Here is a 21365-nt window from a genome sequence, read left to right as displayed (position 1 = left end):
GGGGTTGGGTTCCCACGAAGTAGTGGAACCCAACCCCCGCTGTTGCCTTCCGGCTCCGCTCGGGGTGATCGGGCCGCAGGTCCGAACTATCCTCAGCCGCATGTCATCCCTCGCAAATGACCCGCGCCACCAGAAGCTGGTCGGCGTGCTGATCCCGCTGCTGCGCCGTGCCTGCCCGCCCGACGCGGGCGGCTACGGAGGGACCTATGAGCTGCGTCTTCTGCCGAGTGAGGTCGAGGACTTGGGCGGTCTCCCGCTCATCCGGTCGGCGATGCGCAAGGCGGCGCGAGAACTCGGCTGGTCGAAGCTGCAGACATACGGCTCCGTCAGCGCGACCGTGGCGCTGGCCGGCGTCCTAGACCAGCGAGAAGTCCCCAAGGAGTTCGCAGCGGCCGTCGAGCGCTACAAGATGGCCCAAACGCGGGATGCCGCCGAGGCGGTCTCGAAGAGGATCGCCACCGGAACCCCCCACGCAACCCGCGGCTCGGTGTTCGTGACCGCCCAGGAGTTCCGAGCGGCATTCGATGCGGCCGACGATGCATGAGCCAGGAGTGAACGGCCGCGCCACCGCCAAAGTGCCCAGCCGCCCAGGCCGTTGAGTAGCAGGACCGGAGCCCCGGAGCTGACGACAGCGATTCCCATCCCCGGGTCATGACGAGGCGCCGTCCATGAGAGCCACCACGGCTTCTGTGATGCAGCCTTCCTGTTCGACCGGATAACCACGGCGGAGGCAACCGTCAGCCAGCGCCGCAGCAGGGCCGTCAAGCATGGCTCGAAGATCCCGCCAGACAGGACTGTCCGGAGTCCAGGGGGCCTGTGGCAGATGGCCTGGTGTCAGCCCGACGTCGCAGATGACGGTTCGTTCCCGGGCGGACGGCGTCAGCGAGTTCCAGATGGCGGTTGCGATCCGGACTCCGCCGAGGTCTGCGTCGGGGGCGATGATGACGGTGTCCGCCTGCTCGGCGAGTTCAGAGACGTGCAGGCGGATGTCGTAGCTCGGCATTCCGGCGTGGTAGATGATCCCCGGTGCTTCCTGGCGCATCCTGAGCACCTCGTAGACGGCGTCCGCGGCTTGGAGGTTCTCGATCACGACCAGGGTTCGACTGCCCAGCTGAAGGTGGAGGTCCGGGGTCGCGGCCGGGATGAGGACGATCCCGAGGTTGTCCAGGGGTCGGCGTTGGCCTTCCGGCATCGCAGTGATGGGTCCACCGAGGCCTATCCTGCTGTGCCCGCGAAGGCCGATCGCCTCAGCCAGGGCGGTGGGGACTCCGGTCTCGCGCAGCGCGCGGATCGCGTCGTCCCAGGTCTTGGAGTTGCGGGTGTGTGCGAGGGAGAACGCGCGGGTGCCGGTGTGGCGGGTGCCTTGAGCCAGGTCGTGGGCCAGTGCTGCGAGAAGGGCGATCCGCTTGTTCGCAGGTGAGGGCCTTTCCAGTTCGCGGGTGAGTGCTTCGTCGAGCCGTCGTAGGTCGTCTTCGACGATGCCTTCGGGCAGTTCCTGAGGGTTGGCGATGGCTTCGCGGGCTCGGAGGAGCGCGCGGGCGCGACGTTGTGCCTGTACGTCGCGGGCCTCCAGGTGGACCCGGGCGTGGCCGCGGCCTGCGGTGGTCAGGTGCCATCGGGTCGGGGCGCCGAGGGTGAGGTCGGCGGTGACTTCGCAGCGCAGGGTCACGGTGCCAGCCCGGACGAGTTCGACGGCAAGTGTCCAGGCTTCGTCGCTGAAGCGTGCTTTGACGGTGGACCATGTGCGGGTTGTCGCGCCGAAGATGAAGGTGCGGTCCCCTTGCCGGCGGGTGGAGAGGAGGAGATCGAGTGCGGCCGGATCAGGTGGTACGGCAGGTTGGAGGTCGACGTGGGTATCCCGCAGCCGTTTCCCTCTCGGCCGCACGATGCGACGGGTTCCGTCGTCCTGGCGGCTGGTGCGTTGGACGAAGCGCGCGGCCAGCCCGGCCGGTGTTCCGGCCAGGTGGACGACCGGGCCGTGGTGGGGCTGGTCCGCGGTGCCGGTCACCACCAGGTGCGTCCTGCCAGGAGGGCTTCGAGGGTGATCTCGACACGCTCGTTGTTGTCGTCGTAGCCGAACATCCGGGTGGCGGTGTTGAGGGCCTCGGTGTGGCTGGGGTAGTGGAAGTAGAGGATGCCGCCGCAGAAGTCCGCGGCGTCGTCCATCAATGTCTCCTGGCAGGTCCCCAGGACGGTGATGCCGTGCTCCTGGGCGGTTCCGGCTATCGCCGAGAGGACCTCCCGGCGGTGGTGGTAGCCCAGCGCGTCACCGAGTTCGTCGAGGATGAGGAGCCGTCCGCGGGGGTGGGGTGAGGCGAGGAGCGCAGCGAGGACGAGGTGGATGGAGAACAGCTTCTCCTGCGCGGCGTTGGTGATGTTGTCGTACGGGAGCATGGAGCCCGCGGGAGTGCGCCGCCAGCACGGGGTGATCTCGCAGCGCCACAGATCGGAGAGTGACGCCGGCGGTGTTAGCCTGCGGCGCAGCTCGGCGCCGTAGAGGCCGGCTGCGCGGTTGAGGCGGTCAAGTGCGTTCTCGATGTCCTGGAGAGCTTGGTCGAGTCGCAGCGTAATGCTGTCCTGCATGGCGTGGACGCTCTGCTGGAGATCGGCCACGGTCCGCCTGCCGGCGGTGAGGCCGAGTTCGCGCTCTTCTCGGTTGGTCGTGATGCGGGTTCGCGTTCCGCGGTCGGTATCGGCTCGGGTGTCGAGCCAGTCCTGGATCGCTGTGGCTGGTGCCTCGAATGCTTCGGCGCCCGGGAACTGTCGTGTGCCTTCGTCTCCGGCCTGGTTGGTGCGCAGGTGGATGGCGTTCGCGATGGCGGGGGTGGGGGCATTGGCGCCGGTGATGGAGTTGATGCCGAGGTCGGCCATGGCTTGCAGGAGGTAACGTCCCGCGTTGTCTCGTAGTGAGATCTCGCTTCTGCGGTCGGGGGGCTGTGCGTCGGGGTCCGGTTCCTCGCCGTCTCTTGGCCAGCGCAGTGCGGTGAGGGCCTGTTCGCGGCTGCCGGCCCGGTCGAGCCAGTACGTGGTGTTCAAAGCGGCGAGTTGTCGGTCGGCCTCCTCCATCTGCGCCGTGACGGCCTCCTGCTGTTGCCTCGCGTCGCGCAACTGGTGCTCTGCGTTCTGGCGTTGAAGGACGAGGGTCTGTTGTTTCACGAGAGCGGCACGCATGTGCTGCTCGGCCGATTCCGCGGCCTCCAGCAGGTTCTGCAGCTGGGCTTCGGCCTGGGCGAGCGCGCCCTCGATCGTTTGGCGAGCTTCGCGCAGCGTGGCGGCTCGCTCGGCGTGTTCGAGGCGGCTGACGAGCAGCTCGGCGTCGGCCTGGGTGGTGTGGGCCCGTTCCACGGTCTGCTCGGCTGTCCCCAGGGCCGCTGCGGTCTCGTCGGCCACGTGGCGCAGGCGTTCGAGCAGGGCGTCTCGGCCGGTGATGGGTTGCGGGAACCCGCCCAGGACCCGCAGGCCGAGCTCGTCGTCGAGCGCGGCGATGGGGTCCGTCGTGGTCTGGAGTCGTTCGGCCAGAGCGTGGAGGAAGGGCCGCAGGGCGGAAGGCGCGAACGCTGGGGAGCGTGCTGATCGGCCGTGTTGGCGAAGGACCAGGACCGCGCCGGGCAGATCGGCCAGTGCTTCGGTGGCCTGGTCGGCCTGGCCGGCGTCGATGCAGACCGCGTCGCGGTAGAGAGCGAGGCGCGCCTCCCAGCGGGCGCGCTGGCCGGCTGGGATGTCGAGGCCGTCCAGGAGGCCGACGGCCTCGATGCCGGCGGCATCAAGGATCTGCACGGCGCGCCCGGCGTTGCCGTAGTGGCCGCGTTCGGCCTGCTCGACGTTGCGTACGGCTTCGGCGTGGGCGGCGTTCGCGGCGGTGCGTGTGACTTCGGCGGCGAGCGTGCTCCGGCGTGCTTCGTCGGCGAGCGGGCGGGCGTCGGCCAGGGTGCCGTGGGCGCCGGCCGCTTCGTGTTCTTCCTCCTGGATGCGCTCCTCGGTGCGGGTGATGTCGTTCTTCAGACCCGCCGATCGGGTACGGGCTTCCTCCAGCTGGTTGGCAGCCCGTTGGCTCTTCTCCGATGCTGCGCGCAGGGCTTCGTCGGCCTGTTGGCTGTCGCGCACCGCGTCCAACTCGGTGGTCGCGCGCGCAACAGCGCGCTTCGCATCGTCGAGTGGCGTCTTGAGATCTTCCTTCCCCTGCTCCAGCTGGTCTCGTTTGGCGAGGACGTCGAGCAGGCCACGGGCGTAGTGCAGTTCCCAGTACTCGTTGGCCTGGGCCAGGTTGGAGCGCGCCTTGTCTCGCTGTTCAACTGCGTACAGGGCTTGCTCCTCCTCGTCGCGGGCGTTCTCGTTCTCTGCTGTCCGCTCGGCGAGCTGGGCGATGGCGCCTGCGAGGTCTCGACGGACGTTCTCGTCGGTTTCGAGTAGGTGGGCCCGTCCGGTCAGGTCGATCAGGGCCGCGCCGATGCCGGCCGGGGTGAACAGCCCGGTCTCCAGCTTCAGCAGCGACGGACCGCCTCGGCGCTTGCCCCGGGACGTGAGGTAGGCGAGACAGCGCGGGACCGGTCCGTAAAGGCGTTCGGCGTACTGGATCGCCCCGAGCGGCGGACCTGGGAGTGACTTGAAGATCGCTGAGGCGGCCTGGTGGCGTTCCTCGTCGTCGTCGGAGGTCGCAAGGTGGATCCCGGGGGCGTGCCGGACCTGGACGTAGGGGGCGGTGGCGGAGATCCTCATCCATACGGTGTGGGCGGTGCCCAGGACGTCGTTCGGATCGACGAACATGCCCGCGATGAAGCCGAACGTGGCTGCCGGGTACCGCTGGGCGGCGACGCCGGCGGTGTCGGGTTCGAAGAGCAGTTGGGCAACGGATGCCGGGCCTGCTCCGTACATGCGCCACTCCGGGTCGCCGAGTAGGAGCGCGACGGCTGCGAGCCAGCTGGTCTTGCCGCTCTCGTTGGAGTCCTCCGGGCCTTTGCCGGTGACCGCGACGAAGCTTCCGGGCACGGTGACGACGGCAGCCGAGGGGTGACGGGCGATGTCGAAGGTCTGCACGGCCACCAGCTGGCGGTCGCCGATGATGCCCAGGTCGATCTCTCGGGTGCCGGTGGGTTCTTCGGGGGTCGGGTGGGTGGTCATGATTCGAGCTCCTCGGCCGGCCGGGACTGCGGCGCCGTGTCCTGTCGCTCGCGTCGGCGTCGGATGACGTCGGCGTACAGGGAGTCGGGCAGGGTGACCAGGACCAGGTCCTCCCACAGACGGGCCGACTGCGCGTCGGTGAGCCGCAGCAGGGCGGGACCGGGCAGGATCTGCCCGCGGTACCCGGTGCGCAGCAGGCGCCGGGCCTTGAGCCGTCGTAGCGCGGGACGCAGCAGCGCGTAGGTGACCTCGGGATCGTCGTTCCTGTAGAGCTCTGTGATGGAAGTGCCGGGGCCGTCGCTGAGCCAGGAGGTGGACTGGTGCTTTCTGCTGGCGCGGGGGATCGCCACGGTGCGCAGCAGGACGATGGCGAGCACGGCGCGGTCGACTTCCGGGAGGAGACCGATCCCGTCGGCTGCGAGCTTGCGGGCCACGGTGTCGTCGTAGCCGCTGGTGTATCCGGCGATGGTGCGGTGCTCGCGGGCGATGAGTGTGCGGCCGGTGGCCTTCAGGCGGCTGGCGACGGCGGCTCGCAGTGCGTCGTCGGCGAGGGCGGGGAATGCGTCTGCCGGGACCAGGCCGTCGGTGGTTTCCAGGGCGGCGACGGCCGCCAGGACCAGGGTCTCCTCCCGGTCGGAGAGGGTCTCGGTCATGGTTCGCTCTCGTCCGGTGCTCGGTTGGCCGTCTCGGGTGGGTGGGGCAGGTGGTCGTGCATTCGACGTACGGCCTCGGTGAAGGTGTCGGGCAGGGCTGCGACTGCGGGACCGAGGCGCAGGTGTGTGCCGTCGCTGTAGATGAGCAGCAGGAGGGGCAGCTCGGTGTCGAGGGTGTCCTTGACCGTGTTGGAGTCGGCGCCGATGTCTACCAGGGTGTCGACGATCAGCGCGCGGTCGAACGGCTCGCCGGGGTAGGGCGGCTGGCGGACATCTCGCCATCCTGCCGCGAGGCACACGGCGAAGGTGACGGACTGGGTCGGGCTCAGGCGCCTCACCGGGTAGGCGGCCGTTTCCTCCGGTACGGGGGGAACGGACCATCCCAGGGTCCGCACTTGGCGAATCGCGCCTGGCCGGCCGGAGGTAAGTGCCGGTGGCGGGACTGGGCCAGCGCAGTCCACGAGGCGCCGACCGCACGCGATGGCCCGGCGCTGCGCCGCCTCGACGGCCTGTGTCGGCAGGCTGCGGGTGTCGACCAGGCCCTGGGCGCGGGCGGTGGCGAGGATGCAGGCCGTGTCAGGCGCTTCCATGGTGTTCCTCGTGTCTGCGGCGGTGCAGGTGTTCTGGTGCCTTGGCATCCTGCCGGTTCAGGTAGACGGGGTGGAGGTAGGTGACCCAGCCGATGCGGTCGACGATCAGGTTGATGCCGATCTCCAGGCGGTACGGCGCGTACGGGTCTGCGTCGAGCCCGATCAGGTCTGCGAGCAGGCGGGCGGCGGCCGGCCAGCGGGATCGTTGGAGTTCGGCGGTGAGGTCCGCGCGGTCGCCTTCCACGAGAACACGTTCGGCCAGGTGGTCCTGACGGCTGCGTTCGCGGACCCGGGCCTCGCCGATCCGCTGTACGGGGTCGCGCTCCGGTGGCACCTGCGGCATGGTCGGGCGGCGCCGGAGCCGGGTGTAGGGAGCGAACTCCTCGACCGCCTTCATCAGCATGCCCGCATCGATCCACACGGTCGGCGGGTCCGCCACAAGATCGGCACCGAACTGACCGAGGAGGGCCGGCGGGGCGTGTCGGGCGGCTTCGAGGTATTCCTCCGCGCTGAGCACGGCAAAGTCGAGGGTGCGTCCACCTTGTTCGACGATCCGCTGGATGGCGGCTGCCAGCGCCCGCTGGTAGCGCTGCTCGGCGTTCAGCAGGGCTACTGCCTGGTAGTCGAGGGCGTGATCGTTCGGGAAGTGATCGGAGACTTCCTTGTTGAGGAACTCCACCTTCTCGGTCAGGCCCGGGAAGTTGTGTTCCCGCTGTTCCTCGGCCAGCTCTCGGATGCCGGCGACGGCGACCAGCCGCTCGAGGTGAATCGCGTAGAGGCTCAGCATCTGCCGGCTGTACGCCATGCCGGCCTCGATGGCGGCCCGGTCGCGGGAGCGCTGTTTGATCAAGGATCTGGTCTCGTCGAGCAGCGCCGCCAGTTCGTCGATCCCCCGGTGCCGGCGCAACCGTTCGTGGACCAGGATGGCGGGCCCAACGGCAGGATGCAGCGCGTAGCGCTGTTGGTGCTTCTTGGCGAGGTAGGGCTGGATCGCGCCGTAGTGCTCGAAGATCGCCCATCGGGCGTCGAAGAAGCCCTCACCGTACTGCGGTGAGCGCCTCTCCTCGATCAGGGCCCAGACGTCACTTTTGGTCGGCCCTCCGGACGCCTCACTGTCCGCGAAGGCGGCGACGATGTCGCGGGCGACTGCGAGCGCTTCCGGCCCTTCCAGGAGCGCTTCCCTGAACTTGGCGACCACTGCGCTGAACGCGCGCACATTCAGGGCCTGCTGCCGCGGGCTGAGCTTGCCCGGCAGGTCGCCTGGCCCCTGGGGCTCGCCAGGGGGTGGATCTGTGTTCACATGCGGCACTTCCAAAACTTCCAGCGCGAACGACACCATTGTCCGCTTATGTCACGTTCGCAACAAGGGCTCCCTCTGGGCTCTTTCAGATGAATCTCAGACTCAACCGGTGATCGGCGACTCGAGCGCAGAGAACGATCAGACCGGAGAATGCCAGCCGGGTGCCCCAGAAGCTGGCGCTCCACCGTGGACGCCGTTCGCTAGCCTGCAGCCATGTCCCCCGACCCGCGCACCTACCGCCTGGACCTCGGCCGCGTCCTCAGCGCCGACGTGCCTCTCGGCCCCTTGTCGAGCATCCCTCTGAGCTGCTTCACGACTTCTTCTTCCCGGAACGGGAAGCTCCACGGGGAGCAGACGTGCGGATTGCTCCGTTCCTCCCGAACCGTCGAAGCGACAACGGTGAAACTGGGCGAGGTGGCGGAGCGGTTGTGCGGCACCTGCTTTTGGCCGATGCCTTCCGATGATCCGCTGGTTAAGTTCACGAGCTCGGTCCGGGACGTACTGAGAGCGACGGCGCATTCCGGCCCTGATCCTTCGCCGGACGTGGACTTCGCCCCCTCCGACGAAGCTGACGCCGCTGCAGTGCTCGCCCAAGGCAACTACCCCAAACGCGACGGGCGCGACCAAGCGGAATCGGACCGGTACGCCCTCGCCCGTTTCATCCGCGAGCGTCACCACGGACACTGGCGCCACCTCCACAACTTCATGCTGGAGAGCAACTCCGCCGCGGCAGCCCATCCTTGGCTCGCAACATGGGCGGAGCCAACCCTCGGCGATCTCGCCGCCGTGATCGAATCCGAGCGGTGCGCCTTCGCCGCGCTGCTACCACCCGACGCCCTACTCGATTCCGCAGCTGTTACCCGACTTGAGCAGCCTCGCGACCTCTCGACGCAGGAAGGCTTCGCCGGTCTCGGGAACCAAACCGAGGCAGTGCTGCGAAGGGCCTGGGCTGACTGGGCCGAGGACACGGCCCGCTCATGGCTGGCACTCGAGGACAACCGTCCCTCCGCGTCGCTGGTTCTGCACTACGCCTTCGGCCGCCGCCGCAAGGGCCGCGACGAGGCATACGCTGCGCTCGACGAGCTGCTCACGTCCTGGTGCGCGCAAGCCCGCGCTGTTACCGCCACGCAAAAGGCAAGGCCCCGGCGACTCCTCGCCGTGTCGGTACTGCCAACGTCGTTCGACAGCTCCCTCGGCCGCTCCCAGGACCCGCTGAGCCAGTGGGAAGCGGGGGTTCTCGCCACGTACCAGGTGGCCACGAACTGGCCAGCCGGGACGGTGGCCCTGCTCGTCCCGCAGCTGATCGCCGACCGGCTCACCTCGGGCACCGACATCGCCATGCCAGTTACTGCACTCGGCACCGGGGAGACAGAGTTGCCAGTCGATACTTTGCTCGCGCAGCTGGGCCCTGCAGCGAACTGGTAGGCAGTGGCCAGGGTTAGCGCGCGGCCGACGACGGAAAGGGTGGTGCGGCCTGATGACCCCGAATGACCTGACCAGTCATCGAAGTTGACGGCTGCGGGCCCGCCCACATCAACAGGGCGGGCCCGCAGCGATCAACGGGTGTTGCGGCTCCAGTCAGCCAACGCCTTCACCATGTCGAGCACCACATGCTGGCGCTGCTCTGAAAGGAAAGGCCAGGTCAGCCATGCCGGAGCGGAGAGCGCGACCACTAGCAGGACAGGGAGGAACTTCAGCCCAACAAGCGCGTGCTTGAGCAGAACAGTGCTCAACGAACAGCCAGCCTCAATCCGCCAGATGGCGGTGTCAGCTCCGTCTGCAGTCGCCAGCAGTGAGAAAAAGCTCACCACGCTAGCAGACTAGCGGAGTCTTTTTTTTGAGGCTCGACTCAAAAAGCCGGCAGCGTATCAGGCGCGCTGCAAGTCGGATCGTAGAGCGCCGGGTTGATGAGTTGCAAGCCGGTCACGGGCTGTAGTTCAGAGAAGGTACTTCACGGCGAGCTGGCCTGCGGTCATCCTCGCTCAGGGTTCGAGCCTGCCCAGAAAGGCGCCCGCGCGTAAGCGGTCATCGGCTGCTCTGGCGAAGCCCAGTCGATGGACGGCGCCACCAAGCCAGCCGAGGGGCCTGCGGTTGGCGTAGGTCGGCGTACCGGACCACTACTTGCGGGCCGGCCGTACGCACCCACAGCGGGGCCCCGACGATGATCCGCTGGGTGCCTTCAAGGTTGGTGCCGTTGAAGTCCCACCGCTCGGGGTCGAGCGTGACGTCGCTGTAGATCACCGCGAGCCATTCGACGTCGGTGGCATGGCCGAGCGCCCACGGGCGTGTCCACGGTTCTTCCGGCGAGCCGCCCTGGGTTCGACCTCTGTCTCCGAGCGCGATCTTCAATGCCTCGATGGCGAGTCCTGGCTCGTCCCACTGCGAGGTGTTCCGGGTACCTCGGCTTTCGAGGAGTTCAGCGACAGCGGACCAGGCGGACGAGGAGCTTCCCTCGATCGCCTCGCCGGCCCGGAAGTCGACTGTGTTGTCCGCTGCCGAACAAGCACAGGTCGACCCTCCGGCCAGAGCTGCTCTCGGTACGAGCATGGAGCACGACACCCTTCTCCCGGGCGGGCCCGTCCGTGAAGGCCGAGAACGCGACCCTGCCCAGCCCGCTGGCGAGCAGCACCCGCGGCTCGTCGTAGGTGACGGCGATCTGATCTCGCAGTGCCCGCACGAGCCGGTCGGCCACGCGCTTCCGACTCCGTTCGCGGCCTTCGGCGTGCTGCAGGCCGACTGCGGGAAGCGAGATTCCGAATAAGGAGGAGGGGGTACTCGCGGTGGAAACCTGCCACGCGGCCCCCAGGCGCAGGCCATTGTCCCGTCCAAGGGCGCGGATCTGCCGTTCCGACCAGTACCGGTACCTCGTTACCTCACTGGACCGTCGCACTGACACCTCCTCAGACCCCCGCGAGCCTACCGACAACTTCCACGGCCACCCCGCCTTCGGCGCCTGGTCCGTTGAAGAGATCATCACAGAGAGCCACCAGTCCCCTGTACGCCGCGTGCCACTGGGAGCGCCCGCGATAGTCGGGCGGAGGGGGACTGTGTCGATCCAGGCACAAACACGCCACCTGAGCGGCAATCAGGCGTGGCCAACTTCCGCCACGCAAGCCTGACTTCCGCCATGATTGTGACCGAAAATCGACTATTACAACTCGGTAACGGTCGCTTAGAGTAGTCAGGGAATCGGGCATTTCAGGCTCAGCCGCACCCGCCAGAAGGGCCTCCAGGCCCCTCCGGTCCCAAAATGGTCCCAAACAGTATGCGAACCAATTCCGTTGGTCCCTGACGGTCCGTCACGCAAAAGGCCGCTGACCTGGGCGTTAACCCGGCCAACGGCCTTTCCGACTCACGTCGGGACGACAGGATTTGAACCTGCGACCCCTTGACCCCCAGTCAAGTGCGCTACCAAGCTGCGCCACGTCCCGTGGTCTCGATCCCGGTAGCGGGGCCTGGGGGGGCTCTGCTGTGGGCTTCTCGACCTTGTCTCCGGTTGTCCCGGCGACGTGGAAAACAATACAGCACGTGGAGGGGTGCTCGCTGCCGGGTTGGGGGTGGTGGGTCGGGGTGGGTCAGGGGGTGGGGTGGCGGGCGTCGTAGGTGAGGAAGGCGGGGCGGCGGGCGGCGAGGAGGAGGACGGCGGCGACGCAGGCAAGGCCGCCGGTGATCACGGAGGTGGCGGGGTTGGTGAGGGCGGCGACGGCGCCGGACTCGAAGTCACCGAGGCGGGGGCCGCCGGCGACGACGACGATGAAGATGCCCTGGAGGCGACCGCGCATCTCGTCGGGGGCGGCGACCTGCATCATCGTGTTGCGGAAGATCATGCTGACGGTGTCGGCGCAGCCGGCGATCGCGAGCAGGAGGAGGCCGAGCCAGAGGTTGTGGAGCGCGCCGAAGGCGGCGATGGCGAGGCCCCAGGCGGCGACGGCGACGAGGACGGCGGCGCCTTGGCGGTGGATGCGGCCGACCCAGCCGGAGAAGAGGGCGCCGGTGAGGGCGCCGACGGCGGGGGCGGCGACCAGCAGGCCGACGGTTCGGGCGTCGCCGCCGTAGAAGGTGACCGCGATGGCGGGGAAGAGGGCGCGCGGCATGCCGAAGATCATCGCGGCCAGGTCGGCGAGGAAGCTGGTGCGCAGGTTGGGCTGCTCGCGCAGGAAGCGGAGGCCGTCGAGGACGGAGGCGCGGCCCTTGCGGTCGCCGAGCGGGCGCATGGCGGGCAGGCGCCACATCGCGTAGAGGGTGCCGGCGAAGGCGACGGTGTCGACCAGGTAGGCGGCCTGGGTGCCGTAGGCGCCGATGAGGACGCCGCCGAGCATGGGTCCGACGGTGAGGCCGAGGTTCATGCTGACGGTGTTCAGCGCGTTCGCCGCGGGGAGCTGATGGCTGGGGACCAGTCGGGGGATCATCGCGGAGCGGGCGGGCGAGCTGAGAGCGAAGAAACCGGCCTGGGCGGCGACGGCGGCGTAGAGGACGGCGACCTGGCCGAGGCCTGCCAAGGCCTGTACGGCGAGGACGGCGGAGACGGCGGCGAGCCCGGCCGAGCCGATCAGTCCGAGCTTGCGCCGGTCGACGGTGTCGGCGATCGCGCCGCCGTACAGGCCGAAGGCGACGAGCGGGAAGAAGGAGAAGAGGCCGACCAGGCCGGTCGCGAAGGCGGAGCCGGTCTCGTCGTAGACCTGGACGGAGACGGCGACGGCCGTCATCTGCTGGCCTATGGAGGAGACGGCCTGCCCGAACCAGACCCGGCGGTAGTCGGGGTGGTCGCGCAACGGGCTGAGGTCGGCGAAGGCCCGCCGGTACCAGGGGAGGACGAGGGGCTCGGTTCCGGTCGGCGGCGCGGGGACGGCGGAGGGCGGCTCCTCCGCCGCGAGAGCGTCGGACGCCGCGGCGGGATCGGACGCCGAGACGGGGGCGGGGGCCGGGGCAGAGGCCGAGGCGGCGACAGCGGCGGCAGGCGTCTGGGCAGGCTCAGACGCCGAGGCGGGATTGGCAGGATGATTGGTCGACACAACCCTCCATGGTCCGCCCCGGCCTCCCGACTCCCCGCACCGGGGCCGGGCAGCGGCCCGTCCTACCTGGTCAGGACCTGCTTCTCCCCTGCCTCCACCGCGAAGTCGAGCCGGTTGCCCGGCGGCGGGAACGGGCAGATGAAGTGGTCGGCGAAGGCGCACGGCGGCAGGTAGGCCCGGTTGAGGTCGAGGACGGTGCGGCCGTCCTCGTCCGGGGCGGGGAGGGTGATGAAGCGGAAGCGGTAGGTGTCGATGCCGCTGGTCGCGTCCGCGATGACGCCTGTGAGGCGGTCGCCGGAGCCGCTGACGGTCAGGGTGCGGTGCTCGCCGGCGACGGTGAAGGCGATCTGCCCGGTGACGGCGAGCGGGCGCTCCTTGCCGTCCGCGTTGGGGACGAGCACGGACTGGGCGCCGTCCTCCTCGAACGGGGTGAAGACGGCGGGGACGGCCCACTCCGGCGAGTACGGGTAGGCGGAGATGCCCGCGAAGGCCGTCCGGCGCGGCGCGGCCGGGTCGAAGACCCGCAGGGCGAGCTCGCCCTCGCGCTCGATCGGGACGAGCAGCACGTCGCCGAGGGTGGCGGTGTCGGCGGCCGGATCGGTGTCGGGACGGAGCAGCGCCTCGCCGTCGACCGGCCCGCCGGCGCCGCTGACAGTGATGCCGTCCTCGCCCGCCGCCCGGAATCGGACGCCCTCGGCGTCGGCCCACCAGCGCCCGGGCAGGCCGGGGATCTCGACGGGTTCGGGCTCCAGCCAGTGCGTGCCGGTGAGTGCGAGCTGGCCGTGCAGCGCGCTCACCGACGCCGCCCGGCCGTCGCTCCAGTGCTTCCAGTCCTCTGCGGCCGTCGCCGTCATCGGTACACCCTCCCACTGTGGTCCTCGGACGGCCCGCCGTTCGGGCCGTCCAGCTCGGTCACCCACCACAACACCGCGCACCCGGACGGATCATTCCCGCCTGCCGAAACCGCCACAGGACGGCAACACGGCGTCACGACGGCAACACCACGGACACGACGCCCGCCAGGACGCGGGCCGGCCCGCTCGGCCGACACCAGGCCGCCGACGTGCCCACCCACCCCGTCAACTGCCGGCACCCAGCGGCCGGAACAGCCCCTCCTGCACCACGGACACCACCAGCCGCCCGTTCCGGTCGAAGATCTGCCCGCGCGCGAGGCCGCGCGCGCCGTGGGCTATCGGGGACTCCTGCTGGTACAGCAGCCAGTCGTCCGTACGGAACGGGCGGTGGAACCACATCGCGTGGTCGAGCGAGGCCATGTCGAAGTGCCGGGTGCCCCAGAGCGGCTCGACGGGGGCGCGGACGGCGTCGAGCAGCGTCATGTCGCTGGCGTAGGTGAGGGCGCAGACGTGGATCAGCGGGTCGTCCGGCAACGGGCCGTCGGTCCGCAGCCAGACGCCGCTGCGCGCCTCGACGCCGGCCAGTTCCTCCTTGGTCCAGCGCAGCCGGTCGACGTAGCGGATGTCGAAGGGCTGGCGGCGGCTGATGAACGGGGGGAGTTCGCCGAGTCTGGAGCCGACCTCCTCCAGCGCGCTGGGCAGGTCCTCGGGCGCGGCGACGTCCGGCATGGGGTGCTGGTGCTCGATGCCGCCCTCTTCGGGGCGGTGGAAGTCGGCGGTGAGGGCGAAGATCGACCGGCCGCCCTGGATAGCGAGCACCCGGCGCGTGGTGAAGGACCGGCCGTCGCGGATCCGGTCGACCTGGTAGACGATCGGCACGCCGGGCACCCCGGGGCGCAGGAAGTAGGCGTGCAGTGAGTGGACCGGCCGGTCGCCGTCCACCGTGCGCCCGGCCGCGACCAGCGCCTGCCCGGCGACCTGGCCGCCGAACGTCCGCTGCAGCGCCTCCTCGGGGCTGCGCCCGCGGAAGATGTTCAGTTCGATCTGCTCCAGGTCAAGCAGGTCGACAAGGTCGTCGACGGGGGTACCCATGCGTGCGCTTCCTCTCCGGGCCCACGGCCCGGGCGGAGGTCTTCCGCCCGGCTCCGGCGCCCGTCCTGATCGAATTCTCCAACCCACTCGAATTCTCCGGCGACCGGGGTCATTCCCGCTCACCGAGCCGAAGAGGCCGATTCACTCGAACGAGTAAGCGAGGAGAGGGAAGAGCAGTCACCAGTCGGACCGACCGCCGGACGAACGCCCGCCCGCCCGCCCGGGTTCAGGCCCCGCCCGCCCGTTCAAACACCCCCGACCGCCCCAGCCGCCCCGGTCTCCCCCGCCGTCCCCGCTTCCCCCTCCGTCCCCGCCGTCCCCGCCGACAGCCCCGACTGCCGCACGGTGATGTTGAGCCGGCCGACCAGCCCCAGCGCCGGATCCGCCGTGCCGGGCAGCGTGCGCACCACGCCGTGGTACGCGAACCGGGCCGGGCCTCCGAACACCAGCAGGTCCCCGCTGCACAGCTCCAGGTCGGTCCACGGGCGGGTCCGGGTCTCGGTGTTCCCGAGCCGGAACACGCAGGCGTCGCCGAGCGAGAGTGAGACCACGGGCGCGTCGGTCCGCTCGTCGCGGTCCTGGTGGAGGCCCATCTTCGCGCCGTGCGGGTAGTGGTTGACGATCGCGATGTCGGGTTCGTACGAGGCGGCGCCGGCGATCTGCCGAACGTCCGTCCCGTAGGCGGCGGCGACGGCCCGGCGAGCGAGGCGGTCGAGTTCGGACGGGAACGGCTTGACGGGCGTGCCGTCCTCCGCGTCCCTCCGATAACCGTACGGATACCAGTGCCATCCGAGGCTGACCATCCGTACGGACATCATCCCCCCGGTGGGCATCCGCACCGCGTGCAGACCGGCCGGCGGACGGGCCCACTCCCGGCAGGCGGCGATCAGGCGCAGTTGGGCGTCGGCGTCCAGCCAGCCGGGGAGGAGGACAGCACCGGGGGCGGGCTCGGCGCGCTCGCGCGCGGCAGCGGGCCCCGACAGGCCTCCCGGGACGTCACCCGGCAGATCACCGAACAGCTCGCCCTGGATCACCCCACCATCCTCCCGCACCGCCGCGGCCGAAGCCCAGGCGGCCGCAGGAGCCGGGTGGCATCAGGAGCCGGTCGGTCTCAGGAACCGGTCGGCCTCAGGAGCCCGGGCCGCCACCGGGTGCTGGCGCTCCGCCGATCAGCCCCAGCTCCCGCGCACAGTCCGGCCACGCCTCCCAGCCCTGCCGCCGGAGGATCTCCTCGCCGACGGTCGTCTGCTCCCGGCGGCTCGCGTGGTCCGGCCGGTCGGCGAAGTGCAGGCCACCGGCGACCTCCCAGGTGGGCGGCCAGATCTGCAGACCGCCGTAGTAGCCGTTGCCGGTGTCGGCCTGCCAGTCGCCGCCGCTCTCGCACTCGGCGAGTCCGTCCCACACCATGTCCGCGACCCGGACCGCCGCTCCGGCCGGCCCGCCGGGCGTCGCCGCCACCCCCACCAGCACCACCACGGCGATGCCCAGCCGAAGCACGACCCGATACAGACGCTCGTCACACGAATCCGGCACAGCTGCCGACCCTAGGCGGACCGCCTCGCCGCCCTCCCCGACGACACTCCGGACACGCCGGACACGCCGGACGCGCCGGACGCGCCGGACGCGCCGGCGGCCGCTCCCCCGCACAGCGGAGAAGCGGCCGTGGTGTCAGCACACCGCCGGGACCGGGAGGCCCGCCGAGCCGACCTCAGCCCGGCGACCTCGGACCAGCAACGTCGAACCAGCATCAAACAGGTGACGCCGGGCAGTCGGCATCGGGCGGCAGGCCCCGGAGAGCCGGTGTCAGACGCTCAGATGCTCGGACGCTCAGATGCTCAGGGTCTGGCCCGGGAGGATCAGGTCGGGGTTGCCACCGATGACCTTGGCGTTGTTCTTGTACAGGTCGTGCCAGTCCAGGCCCTGCGCGGCGGCGATCGAGCTCAGGGTGTCACCGGACTTGACGGTGTAGCTGTCGCCCTTGGCCGGCTTGGCGTCGTTCGAGCCGGTCCAGGACTTGGCACCCTTGGCAGCGTCGTTCTTCGGCGCGGCCTTCGGCGCGACGTCAGCCTTCGGCGCAGCGGCGGCCTTCGGGGCGGCGACCTTCGGCGCGACCTCGGTCTTCGGCGCGGCGGCGGCCTTCGGGGCCTGGGTCTGCGCCGGCTTGGCGGCCGGGGCAGCCGGGGCGGCCGGCTTGGCGGCGGTCGAACCGGCGGCCGAGGTGTCGACCGCGGCCGGGGCGCCGCCCTTGGTCAGGCCGGCCTTGACGGAGCACACGGGCCAGGCGCCCGGGCCCTGCGAGGCGAGGACCTTCTCGGCGACGGCGATCTGCTGCGCCTTGGTGGCCTGGTTGGCCTGCGAGGCGTAGGCGGTGCCACCGAAGGCGGCCCAGGTGCTGGAGGTGAACTGCAGTCCGCCGTAGAAACCGTTGCCGGTGTTGATGGCCCAGTTGCCGCCGCTCTCGCACTGGGCGACGGAGTCCCAGGTGGAGACGGAGGCGGCGGAGGCCGAGGTGGCCGTGACGAGGCCGGCCACCGGCAGAGCCGCGACAGCGGCGCCCGCCACGACGGCCATCCGGACGCGGTTGCGCTTGGTGACCGTGGAGGTGGTGGCAGCGGCGGTCTCGTGACGGAAGGTCATGGGGTTCCTCTCGACAGCCCCGGGCGGGCATGCGGAACCAGACCCTGGAGAGGGCCGCGTTCGCTTGCCGCGTCCATCGGACGGCCGTGCACGTGTCGGACGTGCCGCTTGCCGCCCCGGCCACCCAGCCGCTCACCGACGACCTGTTCGAGCGATCGCGTCGGCGGGCACCTGCCGCACCCGGCGGGAAGCCGGAGGGGCGGTGCGTCGGGGGTGAACCCGGGTGGCGCTCGTTGCGCCGCCAATGAAGCTACGAGCCGGTCAGCGGGGAAACCAAAACTCCACCGGTCTGCCCAGCTCAGCCAAGGGTTACCGGCGGTAATAACCACACAATCTTGCCCGAAATGCCCGTTTTAGTCGCCAATTCGTAGATCAAACATCATGGCGGCGTGACTCACCTCACCGTTTCATTCCGGCAGGCCTGCCACCGACATCGACACATTGCGACCACGAGAACACGCGGCGCGGTCGGATCAGAGGCAATTCCCGTCAGCCTCGTCGACCACCCGTGACGCCTGACACAAGGGCCCGTTGGTCATGGCGACCTCCCCCATCCGCCCCCAACCACCCACCGCACCCACCCGAGGAGACCCTGTGCCGCGCATGCTCGACGTCAGCGACGAGGTCCGGTCCGAGATCGGCGACGACGAGGCGGACCGCCTCCTCGGCGGCGACCGCGCACCCGACAGCTACGAATGCACCTCCTGCCGCACGCCCGGCGACACCCACGCGGAGCCCACCAGCACCGTCCTGTTCGTCGGCGACGAGACCGCCGTACTCGCCTTCGCCCACGCCCGCTGCATCCCGTCCCAGGTGGTGCCGGTGGCCGAGGAGCAGCTGGTCGGCGCCGTCCGCAGCATCAGCCAGGCCCAGACCGGCGCCCCGGCCGCGCCCGCGCACCCGCTGGTGCCCGTTCCCGCGCCGGCCCCGGCGACCGCCCCCACCGCCCAGCCCAGCGCGCCGGGCCAGGCCGCCATCCTCGGCATCACCTGCGGGCTGGTGCTGCACGGCAAGGTCGGGCACGCCTCACTGGTCGTCGAACCGACCGGCCCGGTCGGGCGCCCCGGCAGCACCTCGGGCGAGGACGAGTTCCTCGACCTGCTCCAGGACGCCGGCTTCCAGGCCATCACCGACCTCGACGAGACCCCGGACCAACTGGGCGGCTGGTCGGTCCTGGTGGCGATGGGCAAGCTGCACGCGATCCTGCAGCCCGCTGCCGCCGGCGGCAGCACCGGCTGGTGGCAGGCGCACCAGCCGCTCCAGGTCACCGACGCCTGGCGGATGGCGGCGAGCCAGCTCTCCGAGGTCACCATGTACGCCGTCCCGGCCGGGATGGTGGGCCGCCAGCCGCGCGAGGACCTGCTCCGCCAGGCGCTGGAGCGGGCGGTGGCACTGGGCCAGGTGGTCGCCGCCTCCCTCCCCCTCGCCGGCACCTGAGCCCACCGGTACCTGAGCCCCTCGGCACCCGAGACCGCCGACGCCCGGGGCTCGGGCCCGGGCCCCGGGCCCGCCGACACCCGCACCCCTCGACGCCCCGGGCCCTCGATGCCGCGCCCCCGCGGCACCTGGCCCCTCGTCACCCGCACCCCTCAGCGCTTCGACCCAACAGCGCCCCAACCCGTCGGCGCCCGGGCCCCGCACCCGCCGGAAGGCGGCCTCACCCCTCGGCACAAGCCGCCTTCCGGCCGGGCCCCGGCACCCCGCATCCCCGTGCCCCCTCACTCGTTGGCCCCTGTGTGTACAGCTACGACGTCTCCGCGTCCCCCGGCCGGTCCACCACCGTCCCCCGCTCGATCCCCGGCATGCGCCCGTCGTACGACGCGGAGCACCCGCACTCGACGACGCCGATCTACGACGAGCTGTACTCCGAGTACCGGCGGCTGTTCCGCGCGCTTCCGGGCGACCGCTCGGGCGAGGAGGACCTGAAGTTCACCGGCTTCGCGGTCCGCGACGGCTACCCGATGCTCGGCGAGCCGCGCCCGTACCCGCCCCAGCACCAGGCCTTCCACACCTACGGGGGGCAAGCGCCCGGTCTGCCGCAGTTCATGCCGAGCCAGCAGCACGGCCACTCCGCCGGGCACGCCACCGGTCACACCGGTCACACCAGCCACACCGGCCACGGCGCCGCCGGCCACACCCACCACGGCGCGATGGGCCACACCGGCCACAGCGCCCCTCAGCAGCACTCCCACCCCGAGCCCGCCGCCCCGACCAGCGACGGCTTCGGCCAGGCCGCCCCGGCGGCCACCACCCCTCAGCACGCCCCTCAGCACAGCCCGCAGCACAACCCGCCCCCGGCCCACCAGTTCACCAACGGCCAGGGCTGGGTGGCCGCCGGCTACCTCGGCCCGATCCCGCACTCGATGCCCGCGCCGCCCCCGGCCCCCGCCCCGGTGATGGGCACCGCCACCGGCGTCGCCACCGCCGCACCCGCCAGCGGCCGCCACCGCCAGATGCTCTCCCTCCCCCCGGGCCGCAACGGCGACCACCACTGAACCGCACGATCGGCGCACCCCCGCACGGCACCCGCACAGAACCTGCACGGCACCCGCGCACAAGACGAGGGCCCCGCCACCACCGTGACGGGGCCCTCGCCCACACCTACTGCCGGTACCTACCGACTACTACCGGTAGGTACCTCCCGACGCCCTACTTCTTCTTGCGCTTCTCCCGGACCCGCACCGAGATCGAGATCGGCGTCCCGACGAAGCCGAACTCCTCGCGCAGCCGGCGCTCGATGAAGCGCCGGTAGCCGGCCTCCAGGAAGCCCGAGGCGAACAGCACGAACCGCGGCGGACGGATGCCCGCCTGGGTGCCGAACAGGACGCGCGGCTGCTTGCCACCGCGGATCGGGTGCGGGTGGGCGGCCACCAGCTCGCCGAGGAAGGCGTTCAGCCGCGCGGTCGGGATACGGGTCTCCCAGCCCTCCAGCGCGGTCTCGATCGCCGGGACGAGCCTCTCCATGTGCCGGCCGGTCTTCGCCGAGACGTTGACCCGGGGGGCCCACTGCACCTGGACGAGGTCGCGCTCGATCTCGCGCTCCAGGTAGAAGCGGCGCTCCTCGTCCATCTGGTCCCACTTGTTGTAGGCGATGACGACGGCGCGCCCGGCCTCGACGGCCATCGAGATGATCCGGGTGTCCTGCTCGGCGAGGGTCTCGCTGGCGTCGATCAGGACGACCGCGACCTCGGCCTTCTCCAGCGCGGAGGAGGTGCGCAGCGAGGCGTAGAAGTCGGCGCCGGCGGTCAGGTGGACCCGGCGGCGGATGCCGGCGGTGTCGACGAACTTCCAGGTCTTGCCGGCGAGTTCGATCATCTCGTCGACCGGGTCGCGGGTGGTGCCGGCCAGCTCGTTGACGACCACCCGCTCCTCGCCGGCGACCTTGTTCAGCAGGCTGGACTTGCCGACGTTCGGGCGGCCGATCAGCGCGATGCGACGCGGGCCGCCGGGGGCGGCGTCGCCGAAGGTCTGCGGCGGGGCCTCGGGCAGCGCGTCCATGACGGCGTCGAGCAGGTCGCCCGAGCCGCGGCCGTGCAGCGCGGAGACGGGGTACGGCTCGCCCAGGCCCAGCGACCACAGGTAAGCGGCCTCGGCCTCGGTGGACGGGCCGTCGACCTTGTTGGCGCACAGCACGGTCGGCTTGCCGGCCCGGCGGATGAGCTTGATCAGGGCTTCGTCGGTGTCGGTGGCGCCGACGGTGGCGTCGACCACGAACAGCACCGCGTCGGCCTGCTCGATGCCGAGCTCGGCCTGCGCGGCCACCATGGCGTCGAGGCCGAGGACGTCGATCTCCCAGCCGCCAGTGTCGACGACCTTGAAGCGGCGGCCGTTCCAGTTGGCCTCGTAGGTGACCCGGTCGCGGGTGACGCCCGGCTTGTCCTCGACGACGGCCTCGCGGCGGCCGATGATGCGGTTCACCAGGGTCGACTTGCCGACGTTCGGGCGGCCGACGATGGCCAGCACCGGCAGCGGTGCGTGCTCGGCGCCGTCGAAGCCGTCCACGCCGTCGACGTCGAAGCCCTCCTCGGCGGCGAGGGCCATGAACTCGGCGTAGTCGGCGGCGTCCAGTCCACCGTGGCCGGTGTCGGAGTGCTCTGCGGTCATGTTCG

18 protein-coding genes and 1 tRNA gene are annotated in these 21365 nt (G+C 70.7%); 4 read left to right on the top strand and 15 right to left on the bottom strand.

All coding sequences use genetic code 11. From position 1 onward, the window contains the following. The first annotated feature begins 100 nt into the window (after positions 1 to 100). Positions 101 to 544, top strand: a complete 444-nt coding sequence (locus ACIPLC_RS15220) for a hypothetical protein (protein ID WP_400473431.1) — start codon at positions 101 to 103, stop codon at positions 542 to 544. A 105-nt stretch (positions 545 to 649) separates the two neighbouring features. Here the strand turns inward: ACIPLC_RS15220 and ACIPLC_RS15215 are convergent, their stop codons facing one another. The 5 genes from ACIPLC_RS15215 to ACIPLC_RS15195 are packed head-to-tail and all read right to left on the bottom strand — an operon-like array spanning position 650 to position 7700. Further along, the gene (locus ACIPLC_RS15215) at positions 650 to 2011 is read right to left on the bottom strand and encodes a hypothetical protein (protein ID WP_400473430.1); all 1362 of its coding nucleotides are present in this window, start codon (positions 2009 to 2011) and stop codon (positions 650 to 652) included. Continuing rightward, a complete protein-coding gene (locus ACIPLC_RS15210) occupies positions 2005 to 5118 on the bottom strand; it encodes a hypothetical protein (protein ID WP_400473429.1) in 3114 nt (1037 codons plus the stop codon). Before ACIPLC_RS15210 ends, ACIPLC_RS15215 begins: the two co-directional genes overlap by 7 nt. After that, positions 5115 to 5771, bottom strand: coding sequence for a hypothetical protein (locus ACIPLC_RS15205; RefSeq protein WP_400473428.1), 657 nt, complete (start codon positions 5769 to 5771; stop codon positions 5115 to 5117). The genes ACIPLC_RS15210 and ACIPLC_RS15205 overlap by 4 nt, the downstream gene beginning before the upstream one ends. After that, positions 5768 to 6361: a hypothetical protein gene (locus tag ACIPLC_RS15200; RefSeq protein WP_400473427.1), complete on the bottom strand. Its 594-nt coding sequence runs from the start codon at positions 6359 to 6361 to the stop codon at positions 5768 to 5770. The genes ACIPLC_RS15205 and ACIPLC_RS15200 overlap by 4 nt, the downstream gene beginning before the upstream one ends. Next, on the bottom strand, positions 6348 to 7700 hold the full coding sequence (locus tag ACIPLC_RS15195) for a hypothetical protein (RefSeq protein ID WP_400473426.1): 1353 nt from the start codon (positions 7698 to 7700) through the stop codon (positions 6348 to 6350). The genes ACIPLC_RS15200 and ACIPLC_RS15195 overlap by 14 nt, the downstream gene beginning before the upstream one ends. A 174-nt stretch (positions 7701 to 7874) precedes the next feature. Here ACIPLC_RS15195 and ACIPLC_RS15190 point away from each other — a divergent pair, with 174 nt between their 5' ends. Then, positions 7875 to 9086, top strand: a complete 1212-nt coding sequence (locus tag ACIPLC_RS15190) for a hypothetical protein (RefSeq protein WP_400473425.1) — start codon at positions 7875 to 7877, stop codon at positions 9084 to 9086. A 131-nt stretch (positions 9087 to 9217) separates the two neighbouring features. On the opposite strand, the gene ACIPLC_RS15185 is transcribed toward ACIPLC_RS15190, so the two are convergent. The 9 genes from ACIPLC_RS15185 to ACIPLC_RS15145 all read right to left on the bottom strand — a co-directional run bounded on the left by ACIPLC_RS15185 (position 9218) and on the right by ACIPLC_RS15145 (position 17256). Continuing rightward, complete coding sequence (locus tag ACIPLC_RS15185) at positions 9218 to 9472, bottom strand: hypothetical protein (RefSeq protein WP_400473424.1); 255 nt, start codon at positions 9470 to 9472, stop codon at positions 9218 to 9220. Between the two features lie 214 nt (positions 9473 to 9686). Then, positions 9687 to 10010 (bottom strand): hypothetical protein, encoded by a 324-nt coding sequence (locus ACIPLC_RS15180; RefSeq protein ID WP_400473423.1) that lies wholly within the window; start codon positions 10008 to 10010, stop codon positions 9687 to 9689. A 1008-nt stretch (positions 10011 to 11018) separates the two neighbouring features. Continuing rightward, positions 11019 to 11092 (bottom strand) — tRNA-Pro (locus tag ACIPLC_RS15175). A 144-nt stretch (positions 11093 to 11236) separates the two neighbouring features. Beyond that, entirely contained in the window at positions 11237 to 12433 is a 1197-nt protein-coding gene (locus ACIPLC_RS15170) for an MFS transporter (protein WP_400473571.1), read from the bottom strand. Positions 12434 to 12735: 302 nt separating this feature from the next. After that, positions 12736 to 13527: a DUF1684 domain-containing protein gene (locus ACIPLC_RS15165; RefSeq protein WP_400473422.1), complete on the bottom strand. Its 792-nt coding sequence runs from the start codon at positions 13525 to 13527 to the stop codon at positions 12736 to 12738. A 225-nt stretch (positions 13528 to 13752) separates the two neighbouring features. Then, positions 13753 to 14619 carry an acyl-CoA thioesterase gene (locus ACIPLC_RS15160; RefSeq protein ID WP_400473421.1) on the bottom strand — a complete coding sequence of 289 codons (867 nt, stop codon included), beginning with the start codon at positions 14617 to 14619 and terminating at the stop codon, positions 13753 to 13755. Between the two features lie 245 nt (positions 14620 to 14864). Beyond that, entirely contained in the window at positions 14865 to 15602 is a 738-nt protein-coding gene (locus ACIPLC_RS15155) for an alpha-ketoglutarate-dependent dioxygenase AlkB (protein WP_400473570.1), read from the bottom strand. A 145-nt stretch (positions 15603 to 15747) separates the two neighbouring features. Then, the gene (locus ACIPLC_RS15150) at positions 15748 to 16116 is read right to left on the bottom strand and encodes a transglycosylase family protein (protein ID WP_400473420.1); all 369 of its coding nucleotides are present in this window, start codon (positions 16114 to 16116) and stop codon (positions 15748 to 15750) included. A 330-nt stretch (positions 16117 to 16446) separates the two neighbouring features. After that, positions 16447 to 17256: a transglycosylase family protein gene (locus ACIPLC_RS15145; protein ID WP_400473419.1), complete on the bottom strand. Its 810-nt coding sequence runs from the start codon at positions 17254 to 17256 to the stop codon at positions 16447 to 16449. 594 nt (positions 17257 to 17850) lie between these two features. Here ACIPLC_RS15145 and ACIPLC_RS15140 point away from each other — a divergent pair. Together ACIPLC_RS15140 and ACIPLC_RS15135 are read left to right on the top strand one after the other, a co-directional pair. After that, positions 17851 to 18693 (top strand): hypothetical protein, encoded by an 843-nt coding sequence (locus tag ACIPLC_RS15140; protein WP_400473418.1) that lies wholly within the window; start codon positions 17851 to 17853, stop codon positions 18691 to 18693. A 299-nt stretch (positions 18694 to 18992) separates the two neighbouring features. Continuing rightward, entirely contained in the window at positions 18993 to 19751 is a 759-nt protein-coding gene (locus ACIPLC_RS15135; RefSeq protein ID WP_400473417.1) for a hypothetical protein, read from the top strand. A 154-nt stretch (positions 19752 to 19905) separates the two neighbouring features. Here the strand turns inward: ACIPLC_RS15135 and der are convergent, their stop codons facing one another. Next, entirely contained in the window at positions 19906 to 21360 is a 1455-nt protein-coding gene (gene der / locus ACIPLC_RS15130; RefSeq protein ID WP_400473416.1) for a ribosome biogenesis GTPase Der, read from the bottom strand. Positions 21361 to 21365: the final 5 nt, after the last annotated feature.

Source organism: Kitasatospora sp. NPDC086801, from assembly GCF_044745805.1.
Taxonomy (GTDB): Bacteria; Actinomycetota; Actinomycetes; order Streptomycetales; family Streptomycetaceae; genus Kitasatospora.
Note: the sequence above shows the minus strand (reverse complement) of the source record. Positions and strands in the feature narration are given on the sequence as shown.

Coding starts and splice junctions, on each gene's coding strand:
- ACIPLC_RS15220 (WP_400473431.1), top strand. CDS start 101: ATGTCATCCCTCGCAAATGACCCGCGCCACCAGAAGCTGGTCGGCGTG.
- ACIPLC_RS15210 (WP_400473429.1), bottom strand. CDS start 5,118: ATGACCACCCACCCGACCCCCGAAGAACCCACCGGCACCCGAGAGATC.
- ACIPLC_RS15205 (WP_400473428.1), bottom strand. CDS start 5,771: ATGACCGAGACCCTCTCCGACCGGGAGGAGACCCTGGTCCTGGCGGCC.
- ACIPLC_RS15200 (WP_400473427.1), bottom strand. CDS start 6,361: ATGGAAGCGCCTGACACGGCCTGCATCCTCGCCACCGCCCGCGCCCAG.
- ACIPLC_RS15195 (WP_400473426.1), bottom strand. CDS start 7,700: ATGGTGTCGTTCGCGCTGGAAGTTTTGGAAGTGCCGCATGTGAACACA.
- ACIPLC_RS15190 (WP_400473425.1), top strand. CDS start 7,875: ATGTCCCCCGACCCGCGCACCTACCGCCTGGACCTCGGCCGCGTCCTC.
- ACIPLC_RS15165 (WP_400473422.1), bottom strand. CDS start 13,527: ATGACGGCGACGGCCGCAGAGGACTGGAAGCACTGGAGCGACGGCCGG.
- ACIPLC_RS15160 (WP_400473421.1), bottom strand. CDS start 14,619: ATGGGTACCCCCGTCGACGACCTTGTCGACCTGCTTGACCTGGAGCAG.
- ACIPLC_RS15145 (WP_400473419.1), bottom strand. CDS start 17,256: ATGACCTTCCGTCACGAGACCGCCGCTGCCACCACCTCCACGGTCACC.
- der (WP_400473416.1), bottom strand. CDS start 21,360: ATGACCGCAGAGCACTCCGACACCGGCCACGGTGGACTGGACGCCGCC.